This window comes from Kitasatospora sp. NPDC023118 (assembly GCF_055560875.1).
On sequence record NZ_JBVHHW010000024.1, the window covers coordinates 1 to 25,855 of the forward strand.

The following is a 25,855-nucleotide window of genomic DNA, read 5'->3' on the forward strand; positions in this document are numbered from 1 at the left end:
ACAGCACCTTTTCGATCATGATCGACTGGGGCCACAAGTCATGCCGGGCCCGGAGGCCGGGAGCCCCGTTGCGGGGCCGTGAAAAAGGTAACGGGCGAGGCCCGGCCCCCGGCGGCGTCGGCCAGAGCCGGGCGTGCGACCGGGCGGCCACGGCAGCGTCTACGGCAGCCGCTCGACCAGGACCATCGCCGCGTCGTCGTCCAGCCGCCCGCCGACGTGGGCGAGCAGGTCGCGGCGCAACCGCTGTAGCAGGGCGGCCGGGCGCTCGGCCTGCCAGTCGGTGACCCGGTCGGTGAGCGGGTAGAAGCGGCGCTGGGCGTCGCGGGCCTCGATCACGCCGTCGGTGTAGATCAGCAGCCGGTCGCCGGGGCGGAACGGGAAGGCCTCCACCTCGTATTCCACCGGGGTGAGCTCACCGAGGCCGAGCGGGGGCGCCGGGTGGCGGGCGACGACGGTGGTGATGCCCTCGGGACGCAGCAGCAGCGGCGGCGGGTGGCCGCAGTCGATCAGGCGGACCGGCGAGCCGTCGTCGGGGATGTCGAGCAGGACGGCGGTGATGAAGGACTCGTCGCCCTCGTCGGGGGCCTCGTGAACCCCTGGGCGCAGGGACGGACGGGCCAGCCGGGCCTGCCGCGTCTGCTCGGCCAGCTGGGCGAGGTCCCAGCAGACGCTGCCGTCCAGGTAGGCGGCGAGGTCCGGCAGGTCGGCGTGCAGGTGGGCGGCGGCGCGGAAGGCGCCGAGCAGCAGGGCGGCGTCGCCGAGCGAGGACAGGCCCTTGCCGCGCACGTCGCCGACCAGCAGCCGGGTGCCGGTGGTGGTGCGGGCGGCCGCGTACAGGTCGCCGCCCACCTGCGCCTCGGCCTCGGCGGCCAGGTAGACGGAGGCCAGGTGCAGCGGCCCGATCCGTTCCGGCAGCGGGCGCAGCAGCACCCGCTGGGCGGCCTCGGAGACCGAGCGGACCCGGGCCAGCTCGCGCTCGTGCCGGTCGCGCAGCACCCGCAGGCCGACGATCAGGGCCGAGACGACGACCTGCGCCCCGAGCTGGCTCTCGATGTTGGCGCTGGTCAGGCCGTCCCGGACGGCGCCGATGAAGGTGAGCGCGCCGAGGGCGAGCAGGGCGACCACGGCGGTGGCGCGGGCGCCCGCGAAGGAGGCGGTGAGGGCGGGGGCGACGATCAGCAGCGGGCCGAGGTGGATCTCCGACGGGGAGAGGACGTCTACGACGGTGATCAGGACGATCAGCGCGAGCGACAGCGCCGTCAGCACTCGGCGATCGGGCCGCCAGGCGCGGCGGCGGGCACGAGGACGCGGCTGTTCGGCACGCTGCCGGAGGGGCACCTTTCCTCTGTACACCGTGGGGACGGTGCGGCGCACCCCGGGGGAGTCGCGGGTGGTGTCCGGCGGTGCCGTGGGCCGGGCTAGCCTTCCTCGCCGTAGCGGGCCAGGTAGGCGGCGAAGCGGGCGACGTCCTCGTCGGACCAGTCGGTGAAGCGGGTGGTGAAGGCCGTCCGGCGCTGCTCGTTGGCGTCCCGCAGCAGGGTCAGCCCGGCTTCGGTGGCGCGCAGGATCTGGCCGCGCTGGTCGTCCGGGTCGGCCTCGCGGCGCAGCAGGCCGAGCTTCTCCAGGGCGGTGACCTGGCGGCTGACGGTGGACTTGTCGAGCATGAAGTGCGCGGCCACGTCGGCGGCCCGGCAGCCGCCGCGCTCGGTGATCAGGTCGAGGATGCTGTAGGTGACCAGGGAGAGGTCGGGGTGCAGCTGGGAGGCCTTGTGCCGGGCACGGCGGGCGAAGGCGGTCAGCTCGCGCTGGATGGTGTCGATGGACGACTGGCGGCCGGGCACGGCGTTCCTACCTCCTCGGAATTTGTTGCACTATACAACGGATTCACCCGGGGTCGCGCGCGGCTCGTCGGCGGCGTCGCCTGCCGTCCTGCTCGACGCCTCGCTTGACGCCTCGCTCGCCGCCTCGCCCGCCGGGCGTCCCGGTCCGGCCTGCCAGGCGCGGGCGGCCGCGATCCGGCGGGTCGCACTCGGATGAGTGGCGAACAGTAGCTCAAGCACCCGCGGCGGGTCGACATCGGAGACGTTCGTCAGTGCCAGTCTGCGCTGCATCGCCACGAACTGCTCGGCATCCCTGGTCAGTTCGAGCGCGTGCCGGTCCGCCCTGGCCTCGATCCGGCGGCTCACCGCGCACTGCGCCGGGCCCGACAGGGCACTGATCAGCGCGGCGAGCGCGGCCAGCAGCGGCAGTGCCCGCGGATCGGCCGCGTCGCGCGCCCCGGCGGCGTCCAGCAGCGGGCGCCAGGTGCTCAGCAGTCCGAGGACGGCCACGGCGACAGCCGCGCCGACCGCGCCCAGCGCCGTACCGAGCGGCACGTCGCGGTGCTTGACGTGCCCCAGCTCGTGCGCCACCACGAGCTCCACCTCGCGCGGCTCGGCGGTCGAGAGCAGGGTGTCGTACGCGACGATCCGGCGGGTCGCGCCCAGCCCGGAAACGTACGCGTTCAGCGCGGTGGTGCGCCGCGAGGCGTCCGCCACCAGGACGTCCCGCACCCGCACGCCGTCCCGTGCGGCCAGCGCCAGCAGGGCGGTGCGCAGCTCACCCGGGGGCATCGGGGTGAAGCGGTTGAACACCGGCTCGATCAGCAGCGGGTGAAGGAAGGAGAGGGCGGCGGTCAGCAGCGCCGCCACACCCGCGGCCGGGAGCCACCAGCGACGCGGCGACCAGTCCGTCAGGGCGAACAGGCCGAGCAGGAGCGGGAGGAGCAGCACCAGGGTGAGCGCGAGCCCGCGCAGCACGTCCAGTGCCCAGCCTGCCCAGCCCTGGGTCACCAGGCCGTACCGGGCCCGCACGGAGCGCACCCGGGCGCCGAACGGCAGCTGCAGGGCTTGGCCGAGCAGGACCAGCGCGGCCGCCCCGGCCAGGACGGCGGCCGTGCGGGAACCGCCGAACCAGCGGCCGGTGGCGCTCACCAGGGCAGCGCCGGCCGGAGTGAGGCCGAGCAGCAGAGTCAGCGCCAGGCCGGCCAGTCGGCCGCCGAGCGCCCACGGCAGCTGCGCGCGGCGCAGGGCGCGGCCGCGGGCGCGCTGGGCGGGGGTGAAGTCGGGGGCTGGCGGCGCGGTGGTCGGTGGGGAGTTCGGCGGCGGGGTGTTCGCCGGTGTGGTGTTCGGTGGCGGGGTGTTCATGGCCGGGGTGCGGCTCCTCCGGTTCGGGGCGTCGCGGTTCAGCATGGCGTACCTGCCCGGGTGCTGCGCAGTCCTCCGAGCTCCGGTGCTCGTGCTCGCTCCTTGTGCTCGCTCCCCGTGCTCACTCCTCGGCGGGACCGGTGGCGCTGTGCACGCCGGCGCGCAGCAGTTGGTGGCCGAGGTCGACCAGGGCGCGGCCGACGGCGAACTCGTCGCCGACCGCCGGGGCCGGGGTGTCGCGGGGGTTGCGGCGGGCCAGGGCGTCGCTGTGCAACACGTTGCCGTCGGCGTCCAGTACGGCGTGCACCCGGGTGGTGTCGCGGTCCTCGACCACGTGCAGGCTGAGCTGCCAGTCCTTGGTGCGGACGGCGTCCGGGGTCTGCTCCCCGGCCGTCGCCGCCGCCTCTGACGGTGGCGGCTCCGAGGCCGTACCGTCGGCGCGGACGATCACCACCGGGCAGACCCCGTGCACCGCGCAGCGGGTCGACACCGAGCCGAGCAGCGTCCGGGCGAAGGTGCCCCGGCCGCGGCTACCCAGCACCAGCAGGTCCGCGCCCTCGGCCGCCTCCAGCAGCACCTCGGCGGCGTGTCCGAGCACCAGGCTCTCCCGGATCTCCACCGAGCGTTCCGGGCCGGCCACCTCGTTGACCTCGGCGGACAGCGTCCGGCGGGCGGCCTGCTCGAAGCCGTCGTCCACCATCGGCGCGAACCAGCCGTACAGCGAGGGGTACTCCCAGGCCGCCACGGCGTGCACCGTGGCCCCGGTGAGCACCGCTTGCCCGATCGCCCAGCGCAGCGCCGCCTTGGACGGTGCCGAACCGTCGATCCCGACCACGATCCGGCGTGCCCGGCCGGGGGTGGGCCGGGTGCCGACGGGTCGGGTGCCGGCGGGTTGGTTGCCGGCGGGTTGGTTGCCGGCGGGTTGGTTGCTGCCCATCTCGTACCACCTCCGGCGTGGATCTGCTGCCGCCTCCCCTCCACGCTGCGCGCCGACCGGCCGGGGCGCCAGGGACGCGGTGGCCGGGTGGGGCGGGGGATTGGGCCGGGTGGGCCAGCGGGCGGGGCGGCTGTCGAGTCGGCTGCCGGTGCGGTCGTTGGTGTGGTTGTCGGTGCGCTTTTGTGTTCGGAATGTTGCGGGTGCGGGCCCAAGCCGTGGCGGTTCGGTGGCGTAGGCTGACCGCTCTTGCATCGTTCTCGGGGGGAACCACTCATGCGCCGTGCCGCGGCCGCCGTCGCGCTGTTCGTCGGGCTGACCACCGTCGCCGCCTGCGGGCCGGACGACCCGGTGCCCGCCCCGGCGGCCCCCTCCGGTGCCGCGGCTGCCGCGCCCCCCGGTACGCCCTCCGGCACGGCCCCCGCCTCGGCGCCCGGCAAGAGTTCCGCGCCCCGGCCCGACGGCAGCATCACCGTCGCCTTCGCCGGGGACGTCCACTTCGAGGGCCGCACCGAGGCCCGGCTGTCCGTCCAGCCGCCCGAGCCCGCACTCGGCCCGATCTCCCGCACCCTCGCCGACGCCGACCTGTCCGTCCTCAACCTCGAGACCGCGATCACCGGCCGCGGCGCGCCGGAGCCGAAGACGTACACCTTCCGCACCTCGCCCAAGGCGCTGTCCGTGCTCAAGGACTCCGGCGTCGACATCGTCTCGATGGCCAACAACCACGCCGTCGACTTCGGCGCCGACGGCCTCGCCGACACCCTCGCCGCCAAGGACTCCTCGCCGATCCCGGTGATCGGCGTCGGGCACAACGCCAAGGAGGCGTACGCCCCGTACGTCACCACTGCGCGCGGGGTGAAGGTCGCGGTGGTCGCCGCCAGCCAGGTCGAGGACATCACCAACCAGAAGTGGCGGGCCGGCGCCGACAAGCCGGGCATCGCCTCGGCGCTGGACGTGCCCGCCCTGGTCAGGGCGGTGGAGTCGGCCAAGCAGCAGGCCCCGGTCGTGCTCGTCTACCTGCACTGGGGCGAGGAGGGCAAGGCCTGCCCGACCGGCGCCCAGACCGCCGTCGCCAAGAAGCTCGCCTCCGCCGGGGCCACCGCCGTGGTCGGCACCCACGCCCACACCATGGTCGGCTCGGGCATGCTCGGCAACACCTACGTGGGGTACGGCTTCGGCAACTTCCTCTGGTACGGCACCTCCAACTACCCCAACTCCAACGAGACCGGCGTCACCACCCTCACCCTCACCGCCGACGGCAAGGTGACCGGCGAGGCCTTCGCCCCGGCCACCATCGACGACAAGGGCATCCCCCAACCGGTCACCGGCGCCGCTGCCGAGGCCGCCCTCAAACGCCGCGACGGCCTCCGCGGCTGCGCCGGACTCACCCCGCCCCCGGCTGCCCGTTGATGTAGTCGGTACCATCACCGGATGAGCGGACACGAGGAACTGACCACCCGTCGGCTGTCCCTGCGGCGCCCCACCGATGGCGACATCGATGCAGTCCTCGCCATCCACCGCGATCCGGCCACCTGCGTCCACAACCCCTCCGACGCGCTCGCCTCCCGCGCCGAGGCCGAGGAGCGCTACGGCCGGTGGGACGCTTTGTGGCAGGCCCGCGGCTACGGCTACTGGACGGTCCGCGAACATGGCGCCGCGTCGGTGCTGGGCTTCTGCGGAGTCAAGCCGATGGAACTGGCCGGCCGGCCGATTCTCAACCTCTTCTACCGCTTCGCCCCCGCCGCCTGGGGCCGGGGCTTCGCGAGCGAGGCGGCCGGCGCGGTGGCGTCCTGGGCGGGCCTTCACGTCCCCGACCTGCCACTGATCGCCCGCATCCGCTCCGAGAACCTCCCCTCCCAACACGTTGCCCTGCGAGCCGGGTTGCGGCGGGCGGAACACCTGGACGGGCCGGGCTACGACGGCCTCGACTGGATCTACGCGAGCAGGCTGTGAAGGGCCTGCGCGCCGTCCCTCGGCGGGCAGCGATGGCACATCATGGTCTGACCCTCAGTCGGTCCGGCCGGGCACCACCGAAGCCCGGCCTGACCCGCCTTTACCGCTACCACACCCGAACCGGGCGGGAGTTCGGCGAGGAGATCCACACCCCTTCGCCGTTCGTATTCGATCTGGACCTGTCGCGCCTGGTTCCCTACCGGGACTGACGGCCCGCCTGGGTGAAGGCGATGAAGTCCGCCCAGGCCGTCGGGCTGAAGGCGAGCTGAGGGCCGGTCCTGTCCTTGGAGTCCCGGACGTGGACTGTGCCGGGGGTGAGGGCGACTTCGACACAGGCGCCGCCCTCGCTTCCGCTGTGGCTGGACTTGAACCAGATCAACGCGCTACTCACTGATCCTCCACCAACGTGTTGATGAACTCGGCCGACTTCTCCGGAGTAAGAGCCTGCCGGAGGATCCTTTCATGGCGCTGGCTCAGTAGTTGCACCTTGTCGGCGTCCGAGTGCAGCAGACCGGCTGCCTGGCCCTCCTCGTAGGCGATCCGCTCGTGTTCGGGCAAGTCCAGGAGGATGAACGGTCCTTCCAGGCCGGGGTGAAAGCCCTTCGACGGAACGACCTGGATGACCACGTTGCGCTGCTTGCCGATGGCGACGAGGTGTCGTAGCTGCTCGGCGTGGGCTTCTTCCGTGCTGAGACGACGGTGTAGGACCGCCTCTTCGATCACGAAGTTGAACGCCTTGGTCTGGATCTTCAGCAACTCCTGACGTTCAAGGCGAGCGGCTACCCGCGCCGCGACGGTCTCGTCGTCCAGCGGGGGCCAGCGGCCATCGATGACGGTTCTGGCCGTCGCCGCTGTCTGGAGTAGACCGGGAAAGAGCTGGTTCTCGTACCAGTTGATGACCACCGCCTCCCCCTCGTTCCGAATGTAGTCCTCGGCAAATCGCGGGTACTTCTCGGGCTTCAGGTAGTCCGCTCCCGCCACCAGGATCCCCTTCGCGCCGCACGCCTCGTCCGCGACCTGCAAAAGGTGCAGCGAGGGCTTTCGCCGCCCGGCCTCCATCGATCTCAGGCTCTCGTAGCTGTACCCGGCCTGTGCGGCCAGGTCCTCGCGGCTGACGCCAGCCCGAGCCCGCCAGAGTTTGATCTGGTCGCCGCAGTATTGCCAGGACATCGGCGGCGGCGAGGCGGACGAGGACGCGTTCATCGCTGACCCCCCAAGGTCATCCGGTGTGGCCCTCGACGCTAGACGCCCGGCGGCTCGGAGGTGTGCGAATCGACTGAATCCGCCCATGTGGGTGACCGTCGCGCTCTGCTCGGAGGCCTGGGCACCTGAGGAGGCGGTCACCGGAAAGGCATAAGACCGACCGGCAAATGGATCACTTGAGGCGGCGTGTGGTGGGGCGGCCGTCCCACCGGTAGCGGGTGGTGGCGCGGCGGATCAGTATGCGGAGCGTGACGAGTGCGGCGGCCAGGTGGAGATAGAACTCGACGACCGTGCCGTTCCTCTCGGTACAGCGCCGAAGCTTGCCGTAGCCGTTCATCCACGAGTGCGTTCGTTCCACGGTCCACCGCTTGCCGGCCTGGATCGGGGCAGGTACGCCCTTGCGGGCGACCTCACCGGTGAAGCCCAACTCACGAAGCAGAGTCCGGGACTTGTTGTTGTCGTAGCCCCGGTCGAGGTTGACATTCACGTCCTGAGGCAGGGGCCCGACCTGCTCGATGGCGGCCTCGAGGGTCGGCCCGAGGAGAGGCGAGTCGCATCCCAATTGGCGGTCGAGTCGTCGCGGGGCTCCGGGCGGCCATGTTCTCTGAGCCATCCGATCGGCTCGTCCATGACAGCCATACCCAGAGCCCTTGGGTCGACCGATCTTACGAGTGACCAGTGCGAACCCATGCCTGAAAGGTAGGACTCCATGATCGCGTGGACCCGTGCCCGTTCTGCCGTTCGGGCCATGTCGCCAGCGCCTACTGCGGGTCGATCTGAGCGGCCGTCACCCGGTAGGTCCGGCGACTGCGCTCCGCCCGCTAATCAACGCACACACCGGTCCGGTGAGCCGCTCTCGCCATGTGGACTGTCCGCGACGGGGCAGGACGCAGCATCGTGAGCATCGCCGTCGTCGTGATGTAGGCGCATCCCGCCAGGATGGCCGCTCCTTCGATCCACTCGGCGCCAGCAGGCTGCGCCGCCGGGTCCAACAGCGCCCGGACCACCGCGATCTGGACGAGGACCACCCACGCCATCAGCACCCGAACCCTGCGGCGCGGCGCGTGGTCGTAGCGGAACCAGAGCAGCGCGACGAAGAGGTTGAACGCGACGACCAGGAGCCAGAGGCCGAGGTCCAGCCCGGCCGCGACGCAGGAGGGCTGCTGATCCTCCCAGGGATGGTCACAGTCAAGAACGGCGAAAAGCGCGAAACCCACCTGCACCAACGAGCCGGCGAGCGCCTCGAGTGCCAGCACTGTCGCTGCCACACGCGGTCTGAAGACTCTCATGACCGCATGACTATCACAGCGCAACAGTGAGGTTGCAGTCGGAATCGGCACCGGTGGTGGTCAAGATGAAGAACGCCCAACGAAAAGGCCGCACGCAAGATGGCAGCGCGGGCACGGCCGTCCTTCGTGATCACTGAGCGTGGAGAACCGGTCTGCTGTACGGACGATCTCGCCACCGCCTATTGCCGGTCGGTCTAAGTCGAAGTAATTGCAGAGACAGATAATCGGCGCTGACTGTCATACTTGTCGGAGAGAAGACGCAACGGGACGTACGGGCGAACGCGAAGGGAAGGCGAGCCATGGGGATCCGCGATGACGCCGCCGAAGTCCGGGCCAGTGGCTGGCGCACGCTCGCCGCACTGCACGGGCTGATCGACACCGCTCTGGAGAAGGCGCTCCAGGCCGAGCACCAGCTCTCGGTGGTCGAGTACACCGTGCTGGAGGCCCTGTCCCGGCAGGACGGATGGCACATGCGGATGCAGCAGCTGGCCCGCGCGGCGGCGCTGAGCAGCAGCGCGACCACCCGCCTGGTCTCCCGCCTGGAGGACCGCGGCCTGCTCAGCCGCTACCTCTGTGCGGACGACCGCCGGGGTATCTACACCGAGCTGACGCCGGAGGGCCGTGCCCTGCTGGAGGCCGCCCGCCCGGTGCACGACGCCACCCTGGAGGCGACCCTGGCCCAGGCCGCCGACGTCCCCGAACTGGCCACGCTGGTCGACGCGCTCACCGACCTCAAGCTCACCCCGGCGAAGGCCTGACGGCGAAGGCCTCACGGTGAAGGCATAGCAGCGGGCAGGCGGCCGGCAGTAGGCGCCGATTGCCGATTACCGATTGCCAATTGCCAATTGCCAAGCACCAAACGGTGAGTCGCTCCTACCGCCGCCCGGCCGCCAGCGCGTCCCGGTGCACCCGGTCGAGCAGGGCGAGCAGCAGCTCCTTGCTGGACGCCCGCTTCCGGACGTCGCACAGCACCACCGGCACCTCCGGCCCGAGGTCGAGGGCGCGGCGGACGTCCTCCGGGCTGGCGTCGCGCCGGCCGTGGAAGCAGTTGACTCCGATCGCGAACGGGATGCCCCGCTGCTCGAAGAAGTCCACGGCGGCGAAGCTGGATTCGAGCCGGCGGGTGTCCGCGAGGACGATCGCCCCGAGGGCGCCGAGCGCGAGGTCGTCCCACATGAACCAGAACCGGAACTGCCCCGGCGTGCCGAAGAGGTAGAGCACCAGGTCCTCGCGGACGGTGATCCGCCCGAAGTCCATCGCCACCGTGGTGGTGGACTTGTCCTGGATGCCTTCGAGGCTGTCGATCCCGATGCTGGCGCGGGTCATCCGCTCCTCGGTCTGCAGCGGTTCGATCTCGCTGACCGAGCCGACCATGGTGGTCTTACCGACGCCGAAGCCGCCGGCGACGAGGATCTTGACCGCGCCCGGCACCAGGCTCTGGGTCGTCAATTCGGGTCTCCTGGATGGGAACTGGGTGGTGCGAGGAGGGAGGGCCGACCGGTCAGAGCCGGCGGACGCCCTCGATCACGGCCTGGATCAGCGAGATGTCCGGCGCCTCGGCGAGCTGGACCGGTGCCCGGGTGAGGATCAGCCGGGCCTCCGCCAGGTCGTCCAGCAGCACCTTGACCACGCTCACCGGCAGGTCCAGGGCGGCCGCGATCTCGGCCACGGCCAGCGGGCGTTCGCGGCACAGGTCGAGGATCGCGGCCGGTTCGGGTGTTAACCGGGTGGTGTCGGCGCGAGGGTCGGCGGTGACCACCAGGGTGATCAGGGCGAAGCCGTCACGGACCGGGCCGGTGCGCCCGTTGGTGATCGCGTAGGGACGGACCAGGTGGCCGGCGTCCTTGTCGTAGAACCAGCCCTCATCGGCGTCGGAGGTGGTCACGCACCGCCACCCGCGCCGGCCTGGCCGGCGTCGCTGCGCGGCGCCGCGGTGAGGTACTGGCCGACCTGCTTGACCAGCATGTTGATCTCGTAGGCCATCAGTCCGGCGTCCACCTGCTCGCTGGTGAGGACGGCGAGCCGGGCGCCCTGCCCGGCGGTGGTGACGAACAGGAACAGCTGGTCCATCTCGACCACGGTCTGCCGGACCCGGCCGCCGTTGAAGCGGTGCCCGGCGCCGCGGGCGAGGCTCTGCAGGCCGGAGGCGACCGCGGACAGGTGCTCGGCGTCGGCCCGGTCGAGGCCCTGGGACATGCCGACCAGCAGGCCGTCCTCGGAGAGGACGATGGCGTGCCGGGTCTCGGGTACCCGCGCCACCAGCTGGTCCAGCAGCCAGTTGAGGTCGCGCGGGGTGTCGGTGTGCTGCGTCATCACTGCTGTTCCTTGGCTTCCTGAACGGCGGAGGCTTCCGCAGGGGCTTCCCGGGGGGCGGAAGGTGCGGCCGGGTTGGGGGCGGTGGCGGGCGCGTCCGGTTCGGCACCGGCCGCGCGGGCGCTGCGGGTGCCGCGCTGGATGGCGGCCATGGTGGCGCGCGAGCGTGCCGGTGAGAGCTCGTCGGCCTCACCGCCGTCGTACCGGGGGCCGGTCGGGGCGGCGTGCCCCCCGTACGGCTGAGTCGGCGCGGTGGATCGCGTCGAGGGCGTCGAGGGCATTGACGGACTTGACGGCGTCGACGGCATCGACGCCACCGGCGGCATCATCGCACCCGGCGCGTTGGCCTCGCGGAGCTGCTCGGCGAGGCTGGCGTTGCGGACCCGCTGCGGGAGGACCCGCGGGGTGCGCAGTTCGCCGTCCGGGCCGTGCTCCACGTGGTCCTCCTGCGGGCGTTCGTGGGTGGGCGCCGAGGGATCGGCGGTGACCCCGTCGAGCCCGGCCGCCGGATCCACGAGCGGTCCGTCCGCACGGCCGGACGCAAGGTCGGAGCCGACACCGGAACCGATGCCCGAACCGAGGTCCGAACCGAGGCCGGAGTCGCTGCCGGAGCCGACGCCCGAACCGTGGCCGGAGGCGACGTCCGGCCCGAGACCGGCAGCGAACTCCGAGGGATCGGTCGGCAGGGCGTACGGCCGGGGCAGCGCGGGCCGGGGCACGACCACGGCACCGGGCAGCCCGGGGATCTCGGCCCCCACCGGCAGCCCACCGTTGGAGGGGGCGGCGCCACCCTCCCCGTCCTGCCGTGCGAGCAGCTCACCGGTGATCACACTGCCGTCCGGCTCCCCGGGGGCGGCGGGCGCCTCGGGCACGGAAGGACCGGAAGGAGCGGAAGAAGCGGAAGAAGCGGATGGATCGGCGGAAGGAGCCGCAGGACCCTCGCCCAGCAGTCCGCTCAGCACTCCCGCCAGAGCGCCCGACAGCTGCTCGTCGACCTCCCCGAGGTCGCCGTCGGCCGTCGGCCGCTGCTCCGGCACCGGCGTGCGGGTGACCCGCGCGCCGGAGGGCAGCCCGGGCACCGCGGCCGGCTGCCCGGCCTGCTCCAGCAGCACCGAGGGCACCAGGACCACGGCCCGGGTGCCGCCGTACGGCGAGGGCCGCAGGGTGACCTGGATGTCGTGCCGGGCGGCCAGCCGCGCGACGACGAACAGGCCGAGCCGCAGGTCGTCGCCGAGCGCGGAGACGTCCAGCTCGGGCGGGTTGGCCAGGTACTCGTTGAGTCGCTCGTACTCCTCCTCGGTCATGCCGAGGCCGCGGTCCTCGACCTCGACCGCCAGGCCCTTGGGGACCTCCTGCGCGGAGACCTGCACCTGGGTGTACGGCGGCGAGAAGGTGGTGCCGTTCTCGATCAGCTCGGCGACCAGGTGGATCACGTCGGCGACGGCCTGCCCGCTGAGCGAGGCCCGGGGCACGCCCTGGACGACCACGCGGGCGTAGTTCTCGGTCTCGGAGACGGCGCTGCGCAGCACGTTGACCATGGGCACGGCGTTGCGCCAGCGCCGGGCGGGCAGCGCGCCGCCGAGGATGACCAGGTTCTCGGCGTTGCGCCGCATCCGGGTGGCCAGGTGGTCGACGGCGAACAGTTCGCGCAGCAGCTCGGGTTCCTCGTGCTCGCGCTCCAGGGCGTCGAGCATGCTGATCTGCCGGTGGATCAGGATCTGGGTGCGGCGGGCGATGTTGAGGAAGACCTTCTTCGTCCCCTCGCGGCCCTGGGCCTGGTGGACGATGGCCGCGACGGCGGCCTGCCGGACGGCGGCCAGGCCGTCCGAGGTCTGCTGGACCTCGTCGCCGGTCCGCCGGGAGGGCGCCCAGGTGGGCGGGGTGGGGACGGTCTCCCCGGCGCGCAGCCGCCCGACCACGTCGGGGATCTCCTGCTGGGCGATCGCGAGGGTGTCGGCCCGCAGTCCGGCCAGTCGGACGGACAGCGCCTGGGCGGCCCGGATGCCGCGGATGAGGCTGATCAGCAGGACCACGGCGACGACGGCGGTGCCGGCCAGCAGCGTGGTGCGGTGGTCGGCGTCGCGTAGCAGGTAGGCGGCGTAGCCCCAGGCGGCGGCGAGGCCCAGGCTGGGGACCAGCACGAGGGCGAGGAGCGAGCTGCGGAGGGAGCCGGACCGGCCGGCGCGGTGGCCCGTGCGGGGGGCCGATATGCCTGGCATCTGATTCCTTGTTGCAGGGCCGAGTTGCAGGCCGGGTCGCGGGTCCGAAGGCGGAGTCGGCCCGTGCGGCCCGGGCGGGCTTCAGGGCGCCGAGGCCGGGGTTTTTGGACGGAGTGACGCGGTGTCACCGTCCGGGCGGGTGCAGCCACGGCCGCCGACGGCAGGAAACCTATCAGCCCCAGGTGCCCTTATCGCAACATCAACTGACGATATGTGAACGGCCGATGGCAGTGGGGCCCGCTCCCGCTCAGGGCGTTCGCTGGCGGAACGTCGCAGATCAGCTTGGTGGCGGCGAAGCGGGAACGGCTCTCCGGGAGGGCCGGGTGTGTCTCTCGGAGAGCCGTCAGGAACAGGTCAAACAGTCGTCATGCTGAAGGTTCTCCACCATCCGGGCGGCGGTTTCCGGTCCGCCGCCCGGGGCTGGCACACGTCCCGGCCCCGGGTCGTCCGCAGTTCACGGTCCACCCGCTCGACCGCCGCGGATCAGCTCGCCATGGAGATCGGCACCACCCTGGCGACCCGCGAGCGCTGCGCCTTCGCCTCGGCCTCCAGCTGGTTGAGCTCGGTCCACGCCCAGCTCGCCACGTCGGCCAGCTCGGCCGACCACTGCTTGCCGTACGTACCCGAAGCCACCTGGCCCAGCCGCAGCTTCTGTACGTCCGAGGTGCCGGCCGGGGCGTAGATGTGGGTGGCGTCCCGCAGGTAGCGGATGATGTTGTGCTCCTCCTGGGTGCCGCGGGCGGCGAAGACCTCCATCGCCTGGCGCGCCGAGTCCATCACGTACTCGGTGTTGACGAGCTTGGCGTTCATCAGCTCGGCGTCGCAGGCCTGGCCGCGGTCCAGCAGGTGCGAGGCGTGGTAGGCGGCCAGCTTGGCCGTCATCAGCCGGGACTGCATCTCGCCCAGCTTCAGCGCGACGCTGTTCAGCTGGTTGAGCGGCTTGCCGTACAGCACCCGCTCCTCGGCGTAGCGCACGGTGTCCTCGACGACGGCGACGTGGATGCCCAGTGCGACGGCGCCCAGGTTCAGCCGGCCGTAGAGGGTGGAGGAGGAGTAGGCGACGTCGAGGCCGAGCCCCTCCTCGCCCAGCCGGTTGGCCGCCGGGATGCGGCAGTCCTCGAAGACCAGCTCGCCGAAGCTGAAGCCGTGCAGACCGCCCTGGGTGCCGATCGCCCCGGTGCGGAAGCCGGGCCGGTCGCTCTCGACCAGGAAGGCGGACAGGCCCCTGCTGCCCTTGCCCGTACGGAAGACCACGCCGTGGACGTCGCCGATGTGCGAGTTGCCGACGAACACCTTCCGGCCGTTGAGCACGTACTCGTTGCCCTCGCGGCGGGCGGTGCCGGACATCCCGAGCACGTGGCCGCCGGACTCCGGCTCGGTCACCGCGATGGTCGGCAGGCGCTCCCCGGAGGCGAACTTCGGCAGCCAGAATCGCCGTTGGGCGTTCGAGCCGAAGTGGATGACCTTGGCGACGCCGAGCTGGGAGGCCTGCGCCATCGCACCCATCGCGCCGCTGACCCGGGCCAGCTCCTCCACGATGATGGTCTTGGCGAGGTGCCCCAGCCCCAGGCCGCCGAACTCGCGCGGGATGGTGACACCGATCCAGCCGCGACGGGCGATCTCGTGGGAGAGCTCGAACTCGACGTCCCGGTCGGCCTCCATCCTGGCCACCTCGGGACGCACCTCCTTCTCCGCGAACTCGCGGACCTCCGCCCGAAGGCTCTCGTGCCGCTCATCGGTGAAGTAGTCCATCGCCATGCTCTGGTCCTCTCGTTGCGGTGGGTGTCGTGCCTCCGTTCGCGCCGTCGATTCCGCTGCGACCATTCCCCCGGCGGGATCACGGGAACTACCGTCCGTGTCTTCGGCAGGGCTCATTGTCATATGTGCCTCCCGACTCCACAGCTAGTGGATCTTGGATTGGCGAGAATCGGATCATCTTTTCGTCGATGGGTTTGGCGCGGCGCCGGGTGGGAAATGGCCTTCCCCCGCTCCGTCGGCCCGCCGCGGGCCCCTCACATGCGGCTATGACTGTTCATCAGCAGGCGTGACGGGCGATCCCGATAGCCCCGCGACACCCCAATGTCTGATTACATGTGCGCCATGACTGATGTGATGAGCACTCAAGGCCAGTTCCCGGGTGCTGCCGGGGAGTCCGAGCGGACCCGCAGGCTGCGCAGCCTGGGTCTCAACGAACCCTCCGCGGACGAGGCCTTCGACCGCTTCGCCCACCTTGCAGCCAGCATCACCCGCGCTCCCATCGCGATGGTCAACTTCATCAACGACGAGCGCCAGATGTTCCGAGGGCTCTACATTCCGCCAACTTCGTCCGAGGCGGCGCACGAAGAAGGCGCCTCCTGGGCGGATCGCGGCATCGCCTTCGACCTCCCCACCCGCCAGATGCCGCTGAGCCACGGCTTCTGCCCGCACGTGGTCGCCCAGCGCTCGCCCCTCGCGCTGGACGACATCCTCGCCTACCCCCGGTTCGCCGGAAACCCGGTCGTGGACGAACTCGGTGTCCGGGCCTACCTCGGCGCCCCGCTCGTCGACGACACCAACACCGTCATCGGCACCGTCTGCGTCCTCGACCGGGAACCCCGGCAGTGGGGGCGCGAGCGGCTGCGCGACATCCAGCACCTCGCCGAGGCGCTGCTCTCCGAGATCCGGCTGCGCGACAACCTGCTCGCCCAGCAGCAGGAGATGTTCGCCGCCTTCGACGGATCCCCGTTCCCGATCATGCTGACCGACGGCCCCGGCCAGGAGATCCGCTACGCCAACGCCCAGCACGCCGACACCTTCGGCGCCCCGGTGGCGTACGGGTCGATCGGCGCGGCCTACCCGCAGCTCGGCGCGGCCGGGCTCCAGCAGGCCGTCGCGGAGGCGTACCACACCGGCCGCGCCACCGTCCTCAACGACGTCCGGATCCAGTCCGGCCGCCCCGAGGCGCAGCGCATCCAGCAGATCTTCAGCTTCACCTGCACCCCGATGCGCAGCGCGCGCACCGGCCAGGTCAACGGTGTCCTCACCGTCGGCATGGACGTCACCGCGCAGTCCCGCACCGAGGAGGAGCTCGGCACGCTGGCCGCGCTGCTGGTCGACCGGCTCCAGCAGAACGGCACCGCCACCGCGACCGGCCGCCCGGGCATCGCCGGCGGGTCCGGACTCGTCCTGCCGAGCTGAGCCGCCGACCCGCCGCCCGCGCGCGGCACCTCGGCCGCGGACGCCGGCTCCGCCCTCCGCACCGTCCACCACCGTGGCGGGGCGCCTCTCACCCCCGAGGAGAGGCTCCCCGCCACGGTGCCGTCCGGGCGCTGCGCGCGCGGCACAGTGGTGCACGGCCCCTTGTCCCACCAGCCGGTGCCTCACCGCCCACTCGCCTCACCGCCCTTCGCCCCGCCAGCCTTCGTCTCACCGCCCTTCGCCCCGGGCCGAGCGGGTGAACCGTCCGCCGCTCGCGCCCCGGCCGAGCCCGGGCGGGGGTCGCCGATGGTAGGCATGGGCCGCATGGACTGGTTCGCCGCCCCCGACCACTGGCTGAGCCGGCTGCTCGTCCAACGCCTGCTCGCCGGCCTCTACCTGGTCGGATTCCTCGCCGCCGCCGCGCAGTTCCGCGCCCTGATCGGCGCCGACGGCATGCTGCCGGTGCCCCGCTTCACCGCCCGCGTCCCGTTCCGCCAGGCCCCGAGCCTCTTCCACCTCCACTACAGCGACCGCTTCTTCGCCGCCGTCGCCTGGAGCGGCGCGGCCCTGGCCGCCGCCGTCGCCGCCGGACTCGGCGACGCCGTCCCGCTCTGGGCCTCCGTCCTGCTCTGGGCGGTGCTCTGGGTCCTCTACCTCTCCATCGTCAACGTCGGGCAGACGTGGTACTCCTTCGGCTGGGAGTCCCTGCTGCTCGAAGCGGGCTTCCTGGCCGCCTTCCTCGGCAACGCCGACACCGCCCCGCCCACCCTCGTCCTGTGGCTGATGCGCTGGCTGGCCTTCCGGGTCGAGTTCGGCGCCGGACTGATCAAACTGCGCGGCGACAGCTGCTGGCGCGACCTGACCTGCCTGCGCTACCACCACGAGACCCAGCCGATGCCCGGACCGCTCAGCTGGTTCTTCCACCACCTGCCCGACCCGCTGCACCGCGTCGAGGCCGCCGCCAACCACTTCGTCCAACTCGTCGTCCCGGTCGGCCTGCTGCTCCCACAGCCGATCGCGAGCTACGCGGCCTGCGCCGTGCTCGCCACCCAGCTGTGGCTGGTCGCCTCCGGCAACTTCGCCTGGCTCAACTGGCTGACCATCACCCTCGCCCTCGCCGCCGTCGAACCGGCCCGCCTCGGCCTGTCCGTGCACGCCCGCCGGTACCCCGGCGCCCCCCTCTGGTACGAGGCGCTGGTGATCGCGCTGACCGTCGCCGTCCTCGTCCTCAGCTACTGGCCGGTCACCAACATGGTCTCGCGCCGCCAGGTAATGAACCGCTCCTTCAACCGGCTCCACCTCGTCAACACCTACGGCGCCTTCGGCAGCGTCAACCGGCTGCGCCAGGAGGTCGTGGTCGAGGGCACCGACGAGGCCGTCCTCACCCCGCACACCGTCTGGCGCGAGTACGGCTTCAAGGGCAAACCCGGCGACGTGCGCCGCCTCCCGCGCCAGTACGCCCCCTACCACCTGCGGCTCGACTGGCTGATGTGGTTCGCCGGCATCTCGCCCGCGTACGCCCGCCCCTGGTTCCTGTCCTTCGTCGCCCGCCTGCTGGCCGGCGACCGGGCGACCCTCCGGCTGCTGCGCCACAACCCCTTCCCCGACGACCCGCCGACCCACGTCCGGGCGACCCTCTATCTCTACCGGTTCACCGGATGGCGCGAACTGCGGGAAACCGGCGCGTGGTGGCACCGCACCGCGCTGCACGAGTACCTCGCGCCGGTCGACGAGCACACCCTCGGTCGGGCCGGCTACCGCCCGCCGCTCGGCCGACCGGCCCGCAGCGCCCGCAAGGTCCCGCTGGACGGGCTGCGGCGGCCCCGCCCACCCCGGACGGAGCACCCCGGCCACCCGTCCGGACCAGGGGAAGGCCACCCGGGTGGCCCTCCCGAGTAGCGTCCAGGCGGGCGGTATGGCACACGACACCGGCCCGTCCGGCGGTGGGTGCGTGCAAGGCTCGAACGGGCACCCGTATTCTGGGCCTCCACAACCGGCGGCCCGACCGCGCGCCCCCGGCCCCGCCCCAGGGGCACTTCGCGCACCCGGTCCGTCGCCCCCTCGCCGCAAGCCCCGCCGTCGACGCCCAGAACCGGACCACACATGACAGTGCTTCACTCGCGCAACGCCGACGCAGCCGACCCGGCGGACGTCGCCGGCGCCGCAGACGTCAAGGACCCCCAGGACGCCGCCGCGGAGCCCGACCTCCGCGAGGACCTCGGCCGCTACGCCGAACTCGGCGCCTTCACCGTCCGCGCCGACACCCACGCCTGGTACGCGGCCGTCGACACCGTCGCCACCCCGGAGGACGCGCGCGCCGCCTCCACCGCCCTCGCCGAACTGCGCGGTCGCGACCTCCAGCAGACCTGGGAAGCCGTCACCGCGCTGGCCGCCGAGGCCAAGCTCGACGAACCCGCCACGGTGGCCAAGACCGCGCTGCTGGTCGAGATGCTCCAGCGGGTGCACCGAACCTCCGCCACCCTCACCACCGCCGCCTACGACGCCGACCTCACCGCCCTCGTGGCCGCCACCGCCGACAGCAGCTGGCGCCGAGAGAACGGCGTCAAGCTCTCCTGGCTGCGCGGCCGCTTGCTGCGCAAGCAGGCCGCCGCCCTGGCCACCGACCGACGGGTCCGCCGCGAGGACCTGCACGAGGCCCTCACCTCCGCCGAGATCGAGCGCCGCGCCTGGGCCGCCCTCGCCCCGGCCGGCACCCTCCCGACCGTGCCCGCCGACGGCGCCCTGGTCGACCGCACCGCCCAGGCCTTCGAGGCCATCAACACCGGCCTACGCGGCCTCGCCCGCCTGTTGCCCGAGCACGACCTGGACGGGATCGCCTTCGCGGACCTGATCGACCTGGTCGAGCGCCTCGCCGCCGACGAGGGCACCCTCTACCGCCTGCCCGCCATCCGCAGCCTGCGCGCCACCCTGGAGGAGGCCGGCCTCGGCGACCTGCTCGCCGAGCTCACCGCAGCCAAGGCCGACCGCCGCGCCGCCGAGGCCGCGTACGCGGCGCGCCAGGCGCTCGCGGGCGGGCAGCGGGACGGGCTGGCGGAGTCGGACGAGACGGGTGTCGGGGAGTCGCCGGCCGAGGTGCCGGAGGTCGAGGCGTCGGACGCCGATGCCGAGGCTGCTGCGCGTCAGGCCCTGGCCGGCGGCCAGCGGGACGGCCTCGCGGAGGAGACGCCGGTCCCGGTGACGGCTCCGGTCGAGGCCGAGGCTTCCGTGGCTGAGGCCGAGGCAGAGGCTGAGACCGAGGTCAAGGACGAGGTCGACACCGAGGCGGTCGAGACGCCGTCGGGCTCGCACCCGGACTCCGTCGCGGTCGAGTCGGCTGCGGTGGAAGAGGTGGCGGAGGAGGAGACCCCGGCCGCCGTGGTGTCCCTCCCGGCGCCCTCCCCGGCCGCCGACGACCTGGTGGCCGCCGCGACCGCCGCGCTGGCCGAGGCCGCAGCTGCGGACGAGACGGGGGCGGAGCAGGCGGAGGAGCCTGTCGCCGAGGTCGAGGCCGTCGAAGAGGTGGCGGAGGAGTCTGCCGACGCCGAGCCGGTGGTCGAGGTCGAGGTCGAGGTCGAGGCCGTTGCTGTCGAGGTCGCTGAGGTCGAGGTCGAGGCCGTTGCTGTCGAGGTCGCTGAGATCGAGGCCGAGGCCGTTGCTGTCGAGGTCGCTGAGCCCGAGGCACCTGCTGTCGAGGAGCCGGTCGCTGAGGCTGAGGTTGCCGACGAGGCCCCTGCCGTTGAGGTCGAGGAGCCGGCGGCTGAGGTTGAGGTTGCCGATGAGGCTCCCGCCACCGAGGTCGAAGAGGCTACTGCCGAGGTTGAGGAGCCCGTCGAGGCTGGGATCGCCGAGCCCGAGGCTGCTGAGGCCGAGGTCGATGAGCCGGCCGCTGAGCCTGACGGCGTGGAGGAGGCTCCGGTCGCCGAGGTCGCCGAGGTCGCCGAGGTCGCCGAGGTCGCCGAGGTCGCCGAGGTCGCCGAGGTCGCCGAGGTCGCCGAGCCGGTGACCGAGGCCGAGGCTGCCGAGGAATCCCCGGCGGCCGTCGCCGAGGTTCCCGCCGTCGACGTCGAGGAGCCCGCCGTCGAGTCCGAGGCCGTCGAGGAAACCCCCGCCGTCGAGCCCGAGCCCGAGCCCGAGCACGTCGTCGAGCCGACCGCTGCCGAGCCTGCCGAGGCCCCCACCGGCCGTCCCGAGAAGCCGGACTTCACCCCCGGCCGCCCCGTGACCGCCTACTCGGCCGACGAGCTGCTCGCCGTCGTCCGCTGGGTCGACGGCGACGGTACCGGGCGGACCGACGAGGAGCTGCTCCGGGCCGCCATGAAGGAGCTGGGCTTCGCCCGCCTCGGTCCCCGGATCAAGGAGGCGCTGGGCGCCGCCGTCGCCGCCGCGCGCGGCTGACGCGTCAGCACCCACAGCAGGGCCCGGGACGCACGAGCGTCCCGGGCCCTGTGCTGTATGCAGGCCGTCAGCCGAGAGCCGTGGCTCGTCAGCCCGCCTTGTTCCACGGCTGGCTGGACATCAGCGCCTTCACGTTGGACACGTACTTCGGGTTCGGGATGTCCAGGCTGCCGACGACCTCGCCCGTGGTCGGGTCGGTGACGGCGTTGTAGTGCACGTTGCCCGCGCCCGCGTTGTACGCCGAGATGACCAGGTCGAGCAGCGGTGTCCTGCCGGTGGCCGGGTCGGGGGACAGATCGTACTTGCCGCCGAAGGAGGAGTCGCCGTAGTAGGCGACCAGCCAGTTGAGCAGCTGGGTGCCGAGCTGCACGTTCCCGGCGAGGGTCTTCGGGTCGGAGGTCGTACCGAACTTGCCGTTCATCCAGCTGACGGTGTTCGGCATGACCTGCATGGTGCCGATCCCGCCGTCGCAGGCGAGGATGCCGGACTGCCAGCCGCTCTCCTGCCAGGCGATCGCCTTGACCAGGTTGACCGGCAGCGGTGGGAGCTTGTCGGTGCCGCCCGAGCTGAGGGTGAGCACCCGGGACTGGCCGGCCGCTGCCGTGAGCGCAGCGCCGACGGTCTCCTTGGGCTCGTCCGGCTGGGGCTTGCTGGGCTGGCAGCCGCTCTGCAGCGGCGGCACGTGCGGGGCCGGCGGTGCGGGCGGCGGCGGGAGCGCGACGGCGCCGGGTTTGGCGGTCGGCACCGGGGCGGCGACGACGGGCTTCTCGACCGGCGGCTGGGTGGCGGGCGCGGGGGCCGCGTTGCCGGCGGCCGGCTTGGCGGTGCCCGGCTGGGTGCTCGGTGCGGCCTTCGCCGTCTTGCCCGCCCCGGTACTGGCGGCGGCGCTCGGACTGCGCGAGGCGCTGGGGCCGGCTGACGCCGAGTCGGTCGGCGTCGGGGCGGCGCTCGCGGACGGGCTCGGGCTCGGCGTGTCGCTCGGCGAGGCGGTGGCCGCCGCGGCAGTGCCGGTCGCCGCCGCGTTCTGATGGTTGTCGGCGTGCTTGGTGCCGCAGCCCGCCAGAACGGCGGTCGAGACGGCGGTGGCGGACACCAGGATCAGTGTCCGCCGGGTGGTGCTCAGCCTCATGCGTGGTTCCCCCCACTTGGCGCCGGTGATCCCGACGAGTGGCGGTCATCCTACGATGTGGGCATCGAGCCCTGTGTGCACGGGTGGTCGATCGCCTGCCGCAGCACGGTCGGTGCGGCGACCAGGGAGGGGCCGTACCAGGTCAGGTGCCGTCCGCTGACCAGCGCGGCCGGGATGTTCGGGAACGCCTCCGGGCCGTCCTCGGCGGTGAAGCGGTACGGTTCGTCCGGTAGCACCACCAACTCCGCTCCGCTCGCCAGGAGTTCGGGAAGCGGCACGGCGGGGTAGCGCTCGGGGTGGTCGGCGTAGACGAGCCGCAGGCCCAGGCGGCGCAGCAGGTCCCCGGCGAAGGTCTCGCGGCCGAGCACCATCCACGGGCGGCGCCAGATCGGCACGATCGCGCGGGGGCCGTCCGCCGTCGGCCGCACCTCGCGCCAGGCTGCCTCCGCCTCGTCCAGCCAGGCCGGGCGGGGCAGTCGGCAGGCGGCGGTGAGCAGGCGGTCCAGCGAGCGGAACGCGTCGTCCAGGGTGCGGATGTCGGTGACCCAGACCGGCACCCCGGCGGCCCGCAGAGCGTCCAGGTCGGGGCGCCGGTTCTCCTCGTCGTTGGCCAGCACGAGGTCCGGTTCGAGGGCGAGGATGCCCGGCACGTCCGGGTTCTTGGTGCCGCCGATCCGGGTGACGGCCAGGCCGGCGGGGTGGCTGCACCAGTCGGTGGCGCCGACCAGTCGGCCGGGCGCGGTGGCGGCGACCGCCTCGGTCAGCGAGGGCACCAGCGAGACCACCCGGCGCGGCGGGTGCGGCCCGAGCCGTACGGGCAGGTCGAGGTCGTCGCGCAGCAGGGTGGGTTCGGCCATCCGGCCACCCTACGGGCAGGGCGGTCGTGCGGCGTTCGTCGGTGGTACCCGTCGGCGGTGCGGAAATCGTCGGGAACCCGCCGTGGTTACGGCCCGACTACCTGGTCCGGGTCCGCAACGCGGGCCCGCAGCACGATCACCGACCAGGAGAGTTGTCATGCGTCCTCGCGTTGTCTGCGGTATCGCGGCCGCCGTCGCCCTGTTCGCCACGGCCTGCGGAAGCGGCGGCGGGGGCGGGGGTGGCCGGAGCGGCTCCGTCACGGCCCAGGCCGCCCCGGCAGGCGGCTACCCCGTCAAGGTCGCCGACTGCGCGGGCAAGGAGACCGTGGTCGCCAAGGCCCCGACGAAGATCGTCACCAGCAACGCGGCGAGCCTGGAGCTGCTGCTGCGCCTCGGCGCGGGCGACCGGGTGATCGGCACCGGATTCCCGCCCGGCAAGGGCACCCTGCCGGCGGAGCTCGCCGACCAGGGCGCCAAGGTGCCGGTACTCGGCGACAAGACCATTCCCAAGGAGAAGCTGCTCGGCTCCGGCGCCGACCTCTACGTCGACACCTTCGGCGCGATGCCGATGATGGGCGGCGGCGCCACCGGGCCCAGCGAGGAGGAGTTCGCGGCGGCCGGCATCCAGCACGTCTACCTGCTGTCGACCGCCTGCGCCGGCACCCCGAAGGCCGCCAAGGCACCGCGCACCGACCTCGCCGCGATCGAGGACGACATCCGCCGCCTCGGAGCCGTCACCGGCACCGCCGCCCGCGCCGAGGAACTCGTCGGCGGGATGGAGCAGCGGATCGGTGAGGTCCGCACCGCGCTCGCCGGCGTCCCGGAGGACAAGCGGCCCGGCTACTTCGTGTTCGACTTCGACGCCGGCACCAAGCAGCCCGTGGAGGTCTGCGGCCGGCAGGTCGCCAACGCCGTGATCACCCAGGCCGGGGCTCGCAACGTGTTCGCCGACTGCGACGCCGACTTCAAGCCGGGCTCCTGGGAGGACGTCGTCGCCAAGAACCCGGACTGGATCCAGCTCGCCGTACGCAACCGGGGCAGCGAGGAGGCCACCCGCAAGGCCTTCGACGACGCCGAGGCGTTCCTGAGGAGCTTCCCGGCGACCCAGGGCCTGAAGGCCGTCCAGGAGGGGCACTTCGTGCGGCTCGGCTCCGAGGTGACCACCATCGCCGGTGTGCGCAACGCCGACGCCGTCCGGCAGATCGCCGCCACCGTCCACCCCGACCTCGTCAAGAACGGACAGTAGACCGTGACTTCGGCCGCGCACGCCGATGCCGTCGATGCCACCGATTCCGTCGATGCCGCCGAAGCCGCCGCCCGCCGCCCGGCCCGCACCCTGCGGGCCGGGCCGCTGGCCGTCGCGCTCGCCGTCGCCCTGCTGCTCGCGCTGACCGCCGCCGTCTCGCTCGGCTCGGTGGACATCCCGCCCGGCGAGGTCTGGTCGGTGGTCGCCCACCACCTCGCCGGGCGGGCCCCCGAACCCGGCACCCGAGACCTCATCGTCTGGCAACTGCGCGTCCCCCGTGCCCTGTTGGCCGCCGTGGTGGGCGCCGGACTCGGCCTGGTCGGCACCGCCGTGCAGGCCCTGGTCCGCAACCCGCTCGCCGACCCCTATCTGCTCGGCATCTCTTCCGGCGCCTCCCTCGGGGCGGTCGCCACCATCGTCCTCGGTGCCGCCTTCGGTCTCGAACTCTCCTTCGGCAGCGCGCTCGGCCTCACCGTCTCCCTGGCGGCGTTCGCCGGCGCGCTCGCCGCGTTCTCGCTGGTCTGGCTGATGGCCCGGCGCGGCGGCGGCTTCTCCCCGCTGCGGCTGGTGCTGGCCGGCATCGGCATCGCCCAGTTCCTCGGCGGCATCACCAGCTACCTCGTCCTGCAGACCCGCGACGAGCAGCAGACCCGGGGCGTGCTGTTCTGGCTCATGGGCAGCCTCGGCGGCGCCGTCTGGGCCCAACTCGCCGTCCCCGTCCTCGCGGTGGCGCTCGGACTGGCCCTGCTCCAGGCCCGCGCCCGAGGGCTCAACGCGATGCTGATGGGCGACGAAACCGCCGCCGGACTCGGCGTGGACGTCGCCCGGCTGCGCCGCGAGGTGTTCGTCGTCACCAGCGTGCTCACCGGGGTGCTGGTTGCCGTCTCCGGCGCGGTCGGCTTCGTCGGACTGATGGTGCCGCACGTCTGCCGGCTGCTGGTCGGCGGTGACCACCGGCGCCTGCTTCCGCTGTCCGCCCTCACCGGCGCGGTGCTCCTCGTCGTGGTCGACACCGTGGCCCGCACCGCCCTGGACGGCCAGGAGCTGCCGATCGGTGTGGTCACCGCCGTCCTCGGCGCCCCCACCCTGCTCTACCTGCTGGACCGACGACTGGAGCGCAATTGAGGATCGCCGTCGAGGACTTGAGCGTCACCCTGGCCGGCCGGGCGGTGGTCGCCGGGGTCCACCTGGTCGCCGAGGAGGGGGAGATCGCCGGGCTGGTCGGGCCCAACGGCAGCGGCAAGTCCAGCCTGCTGCGCACCGTCTACCGGCACCTGCGGCCGAGCGCCGGGCGGGTGCTGCTGGCCGGGCGGGACCTGGCCGAGCTGCGGCCCGCGCAGTCCGCCCGGCACATCGGGGCGCTGCCCCAGGAGCGCGGCGGGGACTTCGAGTTGAGCGTGCGCGAGGTGGTCGCGATGGGCCGCACCCCGTACAAGCGGGCCTTCGCCGCCGACGACGCCGAGGACCACCGGATCACCGCTGAGGCGCTGGTCCGGGTCGGCATGGCCGAGGCCGCCGACCGCCGGTTCGCCCAGCTGTCCGGCGGCGAACGGCAGCGGGTGCTGCTCGCCCGCGCGCTCGCCCAGCAGCCGGACGTCCTGGTCCTGGATGAGCCGACCAACCACCTGGACGTCCGGCACCAGGTCGAACTCCTCGCCCTGCTCCGGAAACAGCGCCGCACCACCCTGGTCGCGCTGCACGACCTCAACGCCGCCGCCTCGGTCTGCGACCGGCTGCACGTGCTGCACCGCGGCGCCCTGGTGGCCTCCGGGGCGCCGCGCGAGGTGCTGACCGCCGAACTGCTAGCGGAGGTCTTCGGCGTGCGGGCCGCGGTGGTCGAACACCCGCTCACCGGCGACCCGTTGATCGCCTTCGACCACCGCGCCCCGGCCGGCGCCGCAGTGCTCCGGTAGTCCGGGATCAGTAGTCCGGGCTCAGTGGCCCGGCTCAGTGGC

General features: G+C 72.8%; 23 protein-coding genes and 1 pseudogene. 9 read left to right on the top strand and 15 right to left on the bottom strand.

Annotation, left to right across the window (positions count from 1 at the left end; genetic code table 11):
- Positions 1–159: 159 nt before the first annotated feature.
- The 4 genes from ACZ3UD_RS27170 to ACZ3UD_RS27185 all read right to left on the bottom strand — a co-directional run bounded on the left by ACZ3UD_RS27170 (position 160) and on the right by ACZ3UD_RS27185 (position 4,122).
- Positions 160–1,266 carry a PP2C family protein-serine/threonine phosphatase gene (locus tag ACZ3UD_RS27170; protein WP_465592945.1) on the bottom strand — a complete coding sequence of 369 codons (1,107 nt, stop codon included), beginning with the start codon at positions 1,264–1,266 and terminating at the stop codon, positions 160–162.
- Positions 1,267–1,418: 152 nt separating this feature from the next.
- On the bottom strand, positions 1,419–1,841 hold the full coding sequence (locus ACZ3UD_RS27175; RefSeq protein ID WP_465592948.1) for a MarR family winged helix-turn-helix transcriptional regulator: 423 nt from the start codon (positions 1,839–1,841) through the stop codon (positions 1,419–1,421).
- Positions 1,842–1,871: 30 nt separating this feature from the next.
- Complete coding sequence (locus tag ACZ3UD_RS27180; protein WP_465592951.1) at positions 1,872–3,185, bottom strand: M48 family metalloprotease; 1,314 nt, start codon at positions 3,183–3,185, stop codon at positions 1,872–1,874.
- 121 nt (positions 3,186–3,306) lie between these two features.
- Entirely contained in the window at positions 3,307–4,122 is an 816-nt protein-coding gene (locus ACZ3UD_RS27185) for a universal stress protein (protein WP_465592954.1), read from the bottom strand.
- A gap of 273 nt (positions 4,123–4,395) precedes the next feature.
- Here ACZ3UD_RS27185 and ACZ3UD_RS27190 point away from each other — a divergent pair, with 273 nt between their 5' ends.
- Positions 4,396–5,529 (top strand): CapA family protein, encoded by a 1,134-nt coding sequence (locus ACZ3UD_RS27190; RefSeq protein ID WP_465592957.1) that lies wholly within the window; start codon positions 4,396–4,398, stop codon positions 5,527–5,529.
- Positions 5,530–5,550: 21 nt separating this feature from the next.
- The gene (locus ACZ3UD_RS27195) at positions 5,551–6,072 is read left to right on the top strand and encodes a GNAT family N-acetyltransferase (protein WP_465592960.1); all 522 of its coding nucleotides are present in this window, start codon (positions 5,551–5,553) and stop codon (positions 6,070–6,072) included.
- A gap of 196 nt (positions 6,073–6,268) precedes the next feature.
- Here the strand turns inward: ACZ3UD_RS27195 and ACZ3UD_RS27200 are convergent, their stop codons facing one another.
- The 4 genes and pseudogenes from ACZ3UD_RS27200 to ACZ3UD_RS27215 form a co-directional block, all read right to left on the bottom strand.
- Positions 6,269–6,463, bottom strand: coding sequence for a DUF397 domain-containing protein (locus tag ACZ3UD_RS27200; protein WP_465592963.1), 195 nt, complete (start codon positions 6,461–6,463; stop codon positions 6,269–6,271).
- Positions 6,460–7,275 carry a helix-turn-helix domain-containing protein gene (locus ACZ3UD_RS27205; protein ID WP_465592966.1) on the bottom strand — a complete coding sequence of 272 codons (816 nt, stop codon included), beginning with the start codon at positions 7,273–7,275 and terminating at the stop codon, positions 6,460–6,462. Before ACZ3UD_RS27205 ends, ACZ3UD_RS27200 begins: the two co-directional genes overlap by 4 nt.
- A 172-nt stretch (positions 7,276–7,447) precedes the next feature.
- Positions 7,448–7,828 (bottom strand): annotated as a pseudogene (locus ACZ3UD_RS27210) (transposase family protein); the annotation flags it as partial.
- 268 nt (positions 7,829–8,096) lie between these two features.
- The gene (locus ACZ3UD_RS27215) at positions 8,097–8,531 is read right to left on the bottom strand and encodes a hypothetical protein (RefSeq protein ID WP_465592969.1); all 435 of its coding nucleotides are present in this window, start codon (positions 8,529–8,531) and stop codon (positions 8,097–8,099) included.
- A gap of 332 nt (positions 8,532–8,863) precedes the next feature.
- Here ACZ3UD_RS27215 and ACZ3UD_RS27220 point away from each other — a divergent pair, with 332 nt between their 5' ends.
- Positions 8,864–9,322, top strand: coding sequence for a MarR family winged helix-turn-helix transcriptional regulator (locus tag ACZ3UD_RS27220; RefSeq protein ID WP_393024016.1), 459 nt, complete (start codon positions 8,864–8,866; stop codon positions 9,320–9,322).
- Positions 9,323–9,437: 115 nt separating this feature from the next.
- Here the strand turns inward: ACZ3UD_RS27220 and ACZ3UD_RS27225 are convergent, their stop codons facing one another.
- The 5 genes from ACZ3UD_RS27225 to ACZ3UD_RS27245 form a co-directional block, all read right to left on the bottom strand.
- Entirely contained in the window at positions 9,438–10,013 is a 576-nt protein-coding gene (locus tag ACZ3UD_RS27225; protein WP_465592973.1) for a GTP-binding protein, read from the bottom strand.
- A gap of 52 nt (positions 10,014–10,065) precedes the next feature.
- On the bottom strand, positions 10,066–10,449 hold the full coding sequence (locus ACZ3UD_RS27230) for a DUF742 domain-containing protein (RefSeq protein WP_465592976.1): 384 nt from the start codon (positions 10,447–10,449) through the stop codon (positions 10,066–10,068).
- The gene (locus tag ACZ3UD_RS27235; RefSeq protein WP_063349859.1) at positions 10,446–10,877 is read right to left on the bottom strand and encodes a roadblock/LC7 domain-containing protein; all 432 of its coding nucleotides are present in this window, start codon (positions 10,875–10,877) and stop codon (positions 10,446–10,448) included. Before ACZ3UD_RS27235 ends, ACZ3UD_RS27230 begins: the two co-directional genes overlap by 4 nt.
- Complete coding sequence (locus tag ACZ3UD_RS27240; RefSeq protein WP_465592980.1) at positions 10,877–13,096, bottom strand: sensor histidine kinase; 2,220 nt, start codon at positions 13,094–13,096, stop codon at positions 10,877–10,879. The genes ACZ3UD_RS27235 and ACZ3UD_RS27240 overlap by 1 nt, the downstream gene beginning before the upstream one ends.
- A 483-nt stretch (positions 13,097–13,579) precedes the next feature.
- Positions 13,580–14,854, bottom strand: coding sequence for an acyl-CoA dehydrogenase family protein (locus tag ACZ3UD_RS27245; RefSeq protein WP_465592983.1), 1,275 nt, complete (start codon positions 14,852–14,854; stop codon positions 13,580–13,582).
- A 342-nt stretch (positions 14,855–15,196) separates the two neighbouring features.
- Between ACZ3UD_RS27245 and ACZ3UD_RS27250 the strand changes: the two genes are divergently transcribed.
- The 3 genes from ACZ3UD_RS27250 (at position 15,197) to ACZ3UD_RS27260 (ending at position 20,668) form a co-directional block, all read left to right on the top strand.
- A complete protein-coding gene (locus ACZ3UD_RS27250) occupies positions 15,197–16,273 on the top strand; it encodes a GAF domain-containing protein (RefSeq protein ID WP_465592986.1) in 1,077 nt (358 codons plus the stop codon).
- A gap of 324 nt (positions 16,274–16,597) precedes the next feature.
- Positions 16,598–18,172: a lipase maturation factor family protein gene (locus tag ACZ3UD_RS27255; protein WP_465593283.1), complete on the top strand. Its 1,575-nt coding sequence runs from the start codon at positions 16,598–16,600 to the stop codon at positions 18,170–18,172.
- A 204-nt stretch (positions 18,173–18,376) separates the two neighbouring features.
- A complete protein-coding gene (locus tag ACZ3UD_RS27260) occupies positions 18,377–20,668 on the top strand; it encodes a hypothetical protein (RefSeq protein WP_465592989.1) in 2,292 nt (763 codons plus the stop codon).
- An 88-nt stretch (positions 20,669–20,756) separates the two neighbouring features.
- Here the strand turns inward: ACZ3UD_RS27260 and ACZ3UD_RS27265 are convergent, their stop codons facing one another.
- Positions 20,757–21,797, bottom strand: coding sequence for a transglycosylase SLT domain-containing protein (locus tag ACZ3UD_RS27265; protein ID WP_465592992.1), 1,041 nt, complete (start codon positions 21,795–21,797; stop codon positions 20,757–20,759).
- Positions 21,798–21,847: 50 nt separating this feature from the next.
- The gene (locus tag ACZ3UD_RS27270) at positions 21,848–22,654 is read right to left on the bottom strand and encodes a helical backbone metal receptor (protein ID WP_465592995.1); all 807 of its coding nucleotides are present in this window, start codon (positions 22,652–22,654) and stop codon (positions 21,848–21,850) included.
- 157 nt (positions 22,655–22,811) lie between these two features.
- Here ACZ3UD_RS27270 and ACZ3UD_RS27275 point away from each other — a divergent pair, with 157 nt between their 5' ends.
- The 3 genes from ACZ3UD_RS27275 to ACZ3UD_RS27285 all read left to right on the top strand — a co-directional run bounded on the left by ACZ3UD_RS27275 (position 22,812) and on the right by ACZ3UD_RS27285 (position 25,813).
- Positions 22,812–23,900 (top strand): ABC transporter substrate-binding protein, encoded by a 1,089-nt coding sequence (locus ACZ3UD_RS27275; RefSeq protein ID WP_465592998.1) that lies wholly within the window; start codon positions 22,812–22,814, stop codon positions 23,898–23,900.
- 90 nt (positions 23,901–23,990) lie between these two features.
- Positions 23,991–25,025 (top strand): FecCD family ABC transporter permease, encoded by a 1,035-nt coding sequence (locus tag ACZ3UD_RS27280; RefSeq protein WP_465593286.1) that lies wholly within the window; start codon positions 23,991–23,993, stop codon positions 25,023–25,025.
- The gene (locus tag ACZ3UD_RS27285) at positions 25,022–25,813 is read left to right on the top strand and encodes an ABC transporter ATP-binding protein (protein WP_465593001.1); all 792 of its coding nucleotides are present in this window, start codon (positions 25,022–25,024) and stop codon (positions 25,811–25,813) included. The genes ACZ3UD_RS27280 and ACZ3UD_RS27285 overlap by 4 nt, the downstream gene beginning before the upstream one ends.
- The last annotated feature ends 42 nt before the right edge of the window (positions 25,814–25,855 follow it).